Genomic DNA, 8,031 nt, shown 5'->3' on the forward strand with positions numbered 1-8,031 from the left:
ACAGCATCAAAGGGCGGTTCTACGGCTTCAAGCTCCACGCCATCGTGGACGATCATGGCATGATCGTCCGTTTCGGCATTGCCGCAGGCAATGAGAGTGATCCCCCACTCGCCCGTGCGCTCCTCGACGAAGGCGAGCGAGCTTTGGTGCTGGGAGACCGTGGGTATCAGGGCTGCGGCGTGTACGCGCAGCCCAAATCGAATACGAAACATCCTCGGCCCTGGTGGGGTGCGATGGTGGGCGTCAGAAAGATTGTCGAAACCGTTTTTTCTCGGCTAGACCGATCTTTTCACCTGATGCTTCCCCAGCTCAATTCGTTCAGGTCGGTCCGCGCCCACGTCTGCCGGAAGATCGCGGCTCATAATTTGGCACTTTTTTTCGGTGGCCTCTAATCCCCTAGCACCCGAAGTTCCAAAGCAGATGTATCTGTTCGAGACGCAGCGATGCGGACCGTATACGGTCCGCCGAATTCAACAGATCGTGCAGCGTTACCGGGAGACTGCCGGGTTGAGCGCTTCCGTCCATCCCCACCTATTCCGCCACCAGATGCTGACGTTTCTGACCGGTCAGAAGCTTTCGGATGCACAGATCCAGCTCCTGAGCGGCCACGCCAGCAAGAAAAGTCTGGAGGTCTATCAGCACCTCTCGCTCGACGCCGTGGACGCTGCGTATCAGCAGGCCGTTCGGTTCATAGACCTCTAGCCCCCGGAATTTGGTGGCCTCCCAACAACGCCGCAGAGCGTGCCCTGCGGAGCGTAGTGATGGCGAGGAAAGTCTCTCAGTGCAGCAAAAATCTGCTGGGGGCTATCACCTATACCCGCATCAAGAGCGTGGTAGAGACGGCCCGCCTGCGGAACGAAGATCCCGTAGCCGTGCTGATGGCCCTTCGGCGCTAATCAGATACCACCAAAGAGCCTGTTCCGTCGGGGCCTGGATGCGCTACAACGGGCATTAAGGGATTGGGACAGAGAACGTCTGGACCGAGTTTTATCCAGCTCCTTGCCGCTTTTGTACCCTAGAGAAGTCAAAAACTGTCCGAACCATTGATCAAACCACTCTTGAAATTGGCTGGCAGCTCGTTTTTCGTTCACTCTCATAAAATCTGTCAGGCCGCCAGGTATTCAGTGACACTCTCATTTTCTTGATGGCAATTCACTAGATTGGAAGTGCCAATAACTGATCAGAAGATTTCTATCTTGCGTCGGTTTGAGTTCAGGCAAATATATGTCATCATGAAATGCTAAGGAAAGCACACCCGATTGCACTACAGAGATCCTGTATGTCGTTGCTTGAGCAGGGCGGACATTTAGTATCGTGTGACTGCCAAGACTCACGGTCATCAACGGGTATAGCCCCGCCGCAGGTGTTCCACTGGCAGTCAAGGTCAAGATGCCACCCTCGCAGACTGTTTGCGAGACAACACCATTAGTTCTCATGGAAATTTCTCCATTAGTACTTAGACTAGATAAACGATTGTTCATCCATAAAGTAGGTTCTGTTCTCCGACAATTCACTGGCGAAGCACTCCAATTCGGCACTGGGTAAGAAATGAGTAATAAGATCCCAAGAGCCAGCAAAGGCAACAGCAGCCAGAGTAAGGATGATAACCGAAACCTATTCAACTCGAATTACCCGTTGAATTTCTGCCAGTGAACGCTGAATACTGATCCCGGGAGAAGCAACACTCAACTTGAGAGTAAGCTTGTATCTTCCAGCGGGCAGCCCCTTCAAATTTAAGGTTGTCCACTCTTGAGTCTGATCACTGAAGGTTTTCTGCAAAACTAACTCGCAATTCTGCTCTACCCCACAGGCCAAGCCAGTCAAGCGGTAGCTATGACCTATAGCCACCTTAACTCTCATAAAGACAGTGACACTCTCGCCTGCCCTTAAATGCGTAGGCAGCGTAAGCGCTTCGAGAACTGGCAAGGGCATATGGCCCGGCCTGATCCTCTCCCACCACGTCGGCGAAGCGAAATACCCCAGTAGTATGCAGGCCAAGAGCGGCGCAAAGGGAACAAACGACTGGAGCCGCAATGAAGGTGGAACACCTTCTCCAGTAATCACTGCCCTATCGTGCGCCAGCGACACCCCTATCCCACTTGCCAACCAGTACAACTCGGCGTGACCCAAGTTGGGTAACAGCGTAGGATTGTCTACCAGCCCCATACCTGCTGCCGCCCAGGTCAGAGCGTTCACCAACGGATCGCCCGAACGCCAAGCGGCTAGGGCCAACGCTCCCATTAGCGCCAGCCAGCCGCTCAGCCCAATGACGCCGCTCTCGCCCAGCAGGTGAAAAGCAGTGTTGTGCGCGATGAGCCAAGCTCCCCGGAAACGGTTGACGATAGCCGGACACGATTTAAGGCCGTACACTTCCTCCTTCAGCCAGAAAGAGCAGTTGGTATCGCCCTGATGGTACTGAGTGCTCAGGTGCGGCCCCAACTGATACGGTCCGACGCCGCCCCAGGGATGGGCACGGGCCGTGTCGAGCGCGTCGGTCCAGAACGCGTCTCGCCCGTTGAGAGCATTTTCCATGAAGCGGCCCGTGATGGCGCTTCCCTGGGTGCCCTGAAGAGCAAATACCAGCGCGGCAGCAGCGCCCACCGTCAGTAGGGTGGCCTTCCACTGGATCCTGAAACTGGTGGCAAGAACGGCGAGCAGTCCAGCCGTCAGCGCGATCAACGGCCCCCGGCTGCCGCTCCACAGGAACAGGCCCAGGCTCAGACCGCCGCCCAGTACCCGCCAGGCCAAGGGTCCACCTTTCCAGGTAATTGCCAGCAACAGACCCAGCGTGCCCGCCAGCCCCAAACTCACACTGGTGTAATACGGGTGCGCCAGCCGCTCGCCGAGGGCCTGCGGGCCATAACCGTAAATGCTCAGGGTGGTAATAAAAGCCGTGACGGCGACCACGCCGTAGCCGATCAGCGCAGGCCGGAGCGCTCCAGCGCTGCCCAACACGAAGCCCGCCGTGATCAGGGCCACCGTGTAGGCAGCCCGCAAAAAAGCAAGCGGCACCGACACGAGCGGGTCCGGCGTGAGTGTGGCGGCGATCACTTGCAGAAACACGAACACCGAAATTAAAGCCAGCCAGGGACGTGGCAACCGCCGCAGGGACGCCAGTGCCCCAAAAGCCAGCGGAGCCACCAGCGGCACAACAGGAATCAAAGCAAGCCAAAGGTATTGAAGTCTTCTTCTCATTGAATCAAAAGTTCCCGGCGAGTAAAAAGTGCCGTATCTGTCAGCTCCGAGATGCTCGGAAAGACGAGAAACTACGGTCACAGTCAAGAAAAACACTTTATACACTCAACGTCGTCTAGAGTATTTGTCGAAAGAGTTATTCACTTTTGACTGAGCGGAGTGAGTGGATACGATTGAATATTTGGGAATACAGAGACGTCAGGATTTCTCTTTTCTGATGCTTCCATTCGGAAAAATGCTCTAGGTGGTTGTTCACGCTATCTCAACCATTGTTGAAGGATGACATGCACTATGGTTTTTAAGGATGGCTCATGTGAACGGCTGGACGCCCAATCTGGATCGGTATTGACGTCTATCCACCGCAATCATCATTAACAAATGGGGCGGTGACTGATTTTTTTTACTCTCCTCCCCTTTGCATAATGTATGGGGTGCTCTTTCGATAGGGCTGGAAAAGTTTGTTGAATTCACAACCCGGCTATAATGTCATAACCGCTCAACGCGTCTCAGCTGAGATTGGCCCAGGATGATAAACCATGATCGAGAGTGACTTTTCCGAGAAGCAACTAACCCAACGAGATTTAATCCGCGAACGCCGCGCCCACGTCTACCTTAGACGCCACATTCTCGACGGTGCCGCACTAGGCATAGGTCAGCTCGCATCTTGGACCTTAACCGCCCTGCTCGTGAACGGGATGATCCGTCTGTTTCACCAGGAAGGCATCACGGTGGATTTCTGGGTCACGCTGGCAGCGCTGCATCTCATAATAACCTACGCCGCCAAACTTCTCCCCGGTTGGGGCCTGGGCATTGTGGCCGAACTACGCTATACCATCCAGATTGCGTTTTTCCTGACTTTGAGCATGACGGTGATCGCCTACCTGACCAGCCATCACCCAGATGTTGCTCTCAAGGGTGTGCTGACCCTGGTTGTCCTGGTTCCCGCGCTGCTGATCATGCGCAGTCTGATCAAGACCTTGCTCCTTCGCTACGGGCTGTGGGGCGTACAGGCGGTGATCTACGGTGGTGCTCTCACGGGAAGACGGGTGATTGAGGCCCTTCGAAAGGAGCGGGGACTGGGGTATCAGCCGGTAGCGGTCTTTGACGATGACCCGGCACTACTCAACCAGTTGGTTGCAGGTGTGAGAGTCGTGGGCAATACTGCCGAGTGGCTGCAAGAAGCGCCAATTGCCATCGTGGCTATTCCTGGTGCGGAAAATGGTCGCATCACCGAACTGATTGACGGTCCGCTCAGCGTCTATAGGAGCGTCATCATTATTCCGGACCTCTTTAACGTTCAGTCACTCTGGGCACGCACCCAAGACTTAGACGGCATTCTGGGTGTGCAGGTCACGCAGAACCTGGCTGACCCTTTCGCCCGCCGATTTAAACGTGCAGTCGATCTGGCGTTGGCAGCCCTCAGTCTGCCGCTGTGGGGCAGTCTCTGCTTGCTGATCGGGCTATTCATCTGGCTCGAAGACCGCCATCACCCGCTGTTCTTTCAGCAACGGGTGGGATTGGGCGGCGCGACTTTCCGCACTTGGAAGTTCAGAACGATGATGCCTGATGCCGAGACTGTTCTCAAAGCCCATTTAGAACGCGACCCAGTTTTACGTCAGGAGTGGGAAACGCATTTCAAGCTGCGGCGCGATCCTCGCATCACAAGCATCGGTAAATTGCTACGCAAAACCAGCCTGGACGAATTGCCGCAACTGGTGAACGTCCTGAAAGGCGACATGTCGCTGGTCGGGCCACGCCCCTTACCGCAATACCACCAACAAGAACTGCCTGTCCGCGTGCAACACCTCCGCTACGAAGTGCGCCCCGGTATGACTGGGCTATGGCAGGTGTCGGGCCGCTCAGACGCGGGCAATGAAGGCATGATCCAGCTCGACCCATATTACGTTCGGAACTGGTCGGTCTGGCTTGATCTGGCGATCTTATTGCGAACCGCACGGGCCGTGCTCGCCAGCGCTGGAGCATATTGACCCTGGTACTAGCGATATAACCTCAGGCAGCCAAACTCGAATCGCGGTTCGGCTGCTTAAATGAAGACTTTTTGGGCTACGCCAATGTGCGTCAACTCACGCAGGTACAAGTGCCGATTGAGGGCAACCCGGCTTTGCGGCTCATCCTTTGATTCCGTGAGCAAGGTACTTTGCCGCCGCCGCCGCCCTTCCAGAATCTTGAGACCGATATCGTGTAGGACAGTTGCTTTCAACCTGGATGCCGCTCTCCAACGTCAAGGATTCCAGGCTGCATGGAAATGCCGGAAGAACCACTATCGGGGCAAGCCCAGTCAGATGCTGAGCCATCCTCGTTCAGGCACACTGTATCGTGCCTCCATGATCACAATCACCGTGTTCAACCATGCCGGGGGGGCAGGAAAAACCAGCCTGACCTTGAACGTGGGACACGAACTGGCAACCAGTGGCCTGCGTGTCCTTTTGATTGACCTCGACCCACAGGCCAACCTCACCGGATGGCTAGGAGTAACGGGCGTTCAGCGGGACCAGACCGTCTATCCAGTGGCAGTCGAAGGTCTACCCCTGCCGGAGCCAATCCGTGTATATGGCTTAGACCTGTTGCCCGCTCAGGTAGGCCTAGCTGTTGCAGAGGGTCAGATGATGGGCCGGGTGGGCGCCCAGGGTCGCCTGCGCCGCGCCCTGCAGGACGTGACAGACCGATACGACGTGGTGATGATCGACAGTCCACCCAGTTTGGGCCAGTTGGCCATCCTCGGTGCCCTGGCCGCAGACCGCATGATCGTCCCGGTACCAACCCGGCAGAAAGGTATTGACGCCCTCCCCGGTCTCCAAGGCGCCTTCGCCGAGTACCGTGAGGTCCGGCCAGACCTGACTGTGGCGCTGTACGTGCCCACGCTCTACGACGCCCGGCGGCTGCACGACCGCGAGGTGCTGGCCGATCTGGAACAGCACCTCTCCCCTATCGCCACGCCGGTGCCGCAGCGTGAGGCAGTATGGCTCGACTCCACCGCCCAGGGGGCGCCGGTAGGCGTCTACGCTCCGGGAAGTCCAGTCCACAGCGACATCAAGACCCTGACCGCCGACGTGGCCCGCGCCGTGGGCCTGACCTACGCCCGGAGCCCCATATGACCCGCCCCCGCCCGACCCGGCAGCGCACTGTGGCCGGACTGCTGGGCGAGGCGCCCACTGACCTCAGCCTGCCGGATACCGTCACCGTGCTGGCCGTGGACCAACTGCGGCCAGGCGCGGGTCAGCCCCGGCGCAGCTTTGGCGAGGCCGGCTTGGCCAGTCTGGCAACCAGCATCCGCGAACAGGGCGTGCTGCAGCCCCTGCTGGTGCGGCCCGTCCCAGGCGGCCACGAGATCGTCGCCGGGGAACGGCGCTGGCGGGCCGCCCAATTGGCAGGACTGAGCGAGGTGCCGGTGGTGGTCCGCGCGCTCGACGACCGGCAGGCACGGCTGGCCGCCCTGCTTGAAAACCTTCAGCGTGAGAACCTCAACCTGATCGACGAAGTGGACGCCAAGCTGGAGCTGGCCGCCGCCGCGCTGGGTCTTCCCCGCAGCGAGGCGCGCAGCCGGCTAATCCGGTTGACCAAGGAAGAACCGGGCGAGGACGCCGCTATTCTGGAGGCCCTGTTCGGTCCACTGGGCGAAAGCTGGACGTCCTTTACCAAGAATAAGTTGCGGATCCTGGGCTGGCCCGACCTGGTGGTCGAGGCGCTGCGCGGCGGTCTGGCCCTGACGCTGGCCTCGGTGATCGTCAGTGCACCGGAAGACCACCACGCCCGTTTGATCGGGCTGGCACAGCAGGGGGTCTCCCGCAGCGGGCTGCAGGCCGAGGTCCAGCGCGTGGAGCAGCAGACCAGGGAACTCGGCACGGCTGTCACGGTGGCCCGCAAGCTGAGCAGCCGCCGATTTCTGAGCGGTCTGAAACCCGACGAGCGGAGGGCGGTAGACCAGTGGCTGGCCAAGATGCCCGACGTCCTGAAGTAGATCGGTCTTACCGGTAAGACCATTGTCTTAAAGGCGCTCCCACCACTACCAGCAAGACAGAATTGAGAGATATCAAGGACGCAGTGCCTCCCAGATCCATTCGTGGTCTCCCCTGTCTAAACGCTAGCGCCATTTTTACTGGTTCGGCGCCTTGATCGAGCAATCACGCCCGCATCAGCCCCTCAGGCGTCCTCTGCAGCTCAGTACCCGACACTTTCTCCATTGGCTATCTGGGGGAGGGTCCAGAGCCGAATAAAATGGAGCAGTTCACCTGCTAACACTTCACTCTGACGGGAACAGGCCCGGACAAGCGACCGGAGGCCCAGCGTCACGACGCTCCACGCTCGCCTCCCATGGTTTTTGATCTCTGCGTCCTGGTTGATACCGACCAGGACGCACCAGACGTAGGCCAGAGTCAGCAGGCACAACAGACGCTTGACATGGCCGGGAAGCGTCATATGCGTATTCTCCAGATTGAAACCTTTGGTTTTCAGCGCTCTGAACAGGCATTCGATTTTCCAGCGCTTGCCATACCCCTTCAAAATTTGACGGGCCGCTGTGGCATTACTCGCCACGATCAGGGGTTCCCCCTGATCTGTCCGCGTCAACCTGGCGGCCTGACAGATTTTATGAGAGTGAACGAAAAACGAGCTGCCAGCCAACTTCAAGAGTGGTTTGAGGCGGGGCATGGGGGCGTTTCCGCTGACCCAGTGGCTCAGGGTCAGGCCCCCCTTGGAGCGTCAGGCGCGCGAACACCACCTGACCACGGCTCAGCGCGTAATGAACCGCCCGGAGACCGATCTTGAGGTAGCTCAGCGCCCGCTGCCAGTGGGGATCGACGTGTCGTCGATCCCCAC

Annotated in this window: 8 protein-coding genes; 6 read left to right on the plus strand and 2 right to left on the minus strand. The window is 58.1% G+C overall.

Features of this window, described 5'->3' with window-relative positions; all coding sequences use genetic code 11:
* The 3 genes from BOO71_RS24590 to BOO71_RS29125 form a co-directional block, all read left to right on the plus strand.
* The coding region (locus BOO71_RS24590) for a transposase (RefSeq protein WP_139323186.1) at window positions 1-392 on the plus strand (392 nt) is incomplete at its 5' end.
* Window positions 393-420: 28 nt separating this feature from the next.
* Entirely contained in the window at window positions 421-702 is a 282-nt protein-coding gene (locus tag BOO71_RS24595) for a tyrosine-type recombinase/integrase (RefSeq protein WP_075836879.1), read from the plus strand.
* Between the two features lie 59 nt (window positions 703-761).
* Window positions 762-896, plus strand: a complete 135-nt coding sequence (locus tag BOO71_RS29125; protein WP_303046793.1) for a hypothetical protein — start codon at window positions 762-764, stop codon at window positions 894-896.
* A 718-nt stretch (window positions 897-1,614) separates the two neighbouring features.
* On the opposite strand, the gene BOO71_RS24605 is transcribed toward BOO71_RS29125, so the two are convergent.
* Window positions 1,615-3,300 carry an O-antigen ligase family protein gene (locus BOO71_RS24605; protein WP_217694947.1) on the minus strand — a complete coding sequence of 562 codons (1,686 nt, stop codon included), beginning with the start codon at window positions 3,298-3,300 and terminating at the stop codon, window positions 1,615-1,617.
* Between the two features lie 431 nt (window positions 3,301-3,731).
* Here BOO71_RS24605 and BOO71_RS24610 point away from each other — a divergent pair, with 431 nt between their 5' ends.
* The 3 genes from BOO71_RS24610 to BOO71_RS24620 all read left to right on the plus strand — a co-directional run bounded on the left by BOO71_RS24610 (window position 3,732) and on the right by BOO71_RS24620 (window position 7,174).
* A complete protein-coding gene (locus BOO71_RS24610) occupies window positions 3,732-5,183 on the plus strand; it encodes an exopolysaccharide biosynthesis polyprenyl glycosylphosphotransferase (protein WP_083653809.1) in 1,452 nt (483 codons plus the stop codon).
* A gap of 357 nt (window positions 5,184-5,540) precedes the next feature.
* Window positions 5,541-6,311, plus strand: coding sequence for a ParA family protein (locus BOO71_RS24615; protein ID WP_075836881.1), 771 nt, complete (start codon window positions 5,541-5,543; stop codon window positions 6,309-6,311).
* Window positions 6,308-7,174 carry a ParB/RepB/Spo0J family partition protein gene (locus tag BOO71_RS24620; protein WP_075836882.1) on the plus strand — a complete coding sequence of 289 codons (867 nt, stop codon included), beginning with the start codon at window positions 6,308-6,310 and terminating at the stop codon, window positions 7,172-7,174. Before BOO71_RS24615 ends, BOO71_RS24620 begins: the two co-directional genes overlap by 4 nt.
* 200 nt (window positions 7,175-7,374) lie before the next feature.
* Here BOO71_RS24620 and BOO71_RS24625 read toward each other — a convergent pair whose 3' ends face one another.
* The gene (locus BOO71_RS24625; protein ID WP_083653810.1) at window positions 7,375-7,863 is read right to left on the minus strand and encodes a transposase; all 489 of its coding nucleotides are present in this window, start codon (window positions 7,861-7,863) and stop codon (window positions 7,375-7,377) included.
* Between the last annotated feature and the right edge of the window lie 168 nt (window positions 7,864-8,031).

This window comes from Deinococcus marmoris (assembly GCF_001949125.1).
In the GTDB taxonomy this organism is placed as follows: Bacteria; Deinococcota; Deinococci; order Deinococcales; family Deinococcaceae; genus Deinococcus; species Deinococcus marmoris_A.

Excerpts from the sequence above, each read along its gene's own strand:
- BOO71_RS24615 (WP_075836881.1), top strand. The coding sequence starts at position 5,541 with ATGATCACAATCACCGTGTTCAACCATGCCGGGGGGGCAGGAAAAACC.
- BOO71_RS24595 (WP_075836879.1), top strand. The coding sequence starts at position 421 with ATGTATCTGTTCGAGACGCAGCGATGCGGACCGTATACGGTCCGCCGA.
- BOO71_RS24610 (WP_083653809.1), top strand. The coding sequence starts at position 3,732 with ATGATCGAGAGTGACTTTTCCGAGAAGCAACTAACCCAACGAGATTTA.
- BOO71_RS24620 (WP_075836882.1), top strand. The coding sequence starts at position 6,308 with ATGACCCGCCCCCGCCCGACCCGGCAGCGCACTGTGGCCGGACTGCTG.
- BOO71_RS29125 (WP_303046793.1), top strand. The coding sequence starts at position 762 with ATGGCGAGGAAAGTCTCTCAGTGCAGCAAAAATCTGCTGGGGGCTATC.
- BOO71_RS24625 (WP_083653810.1), bottom strand. The coding sequence starts at position 7,863 with ATGCCCCGCCTCAAACCACTCTTGAAGTTGGCTGGCAGCTCGTTTTTC.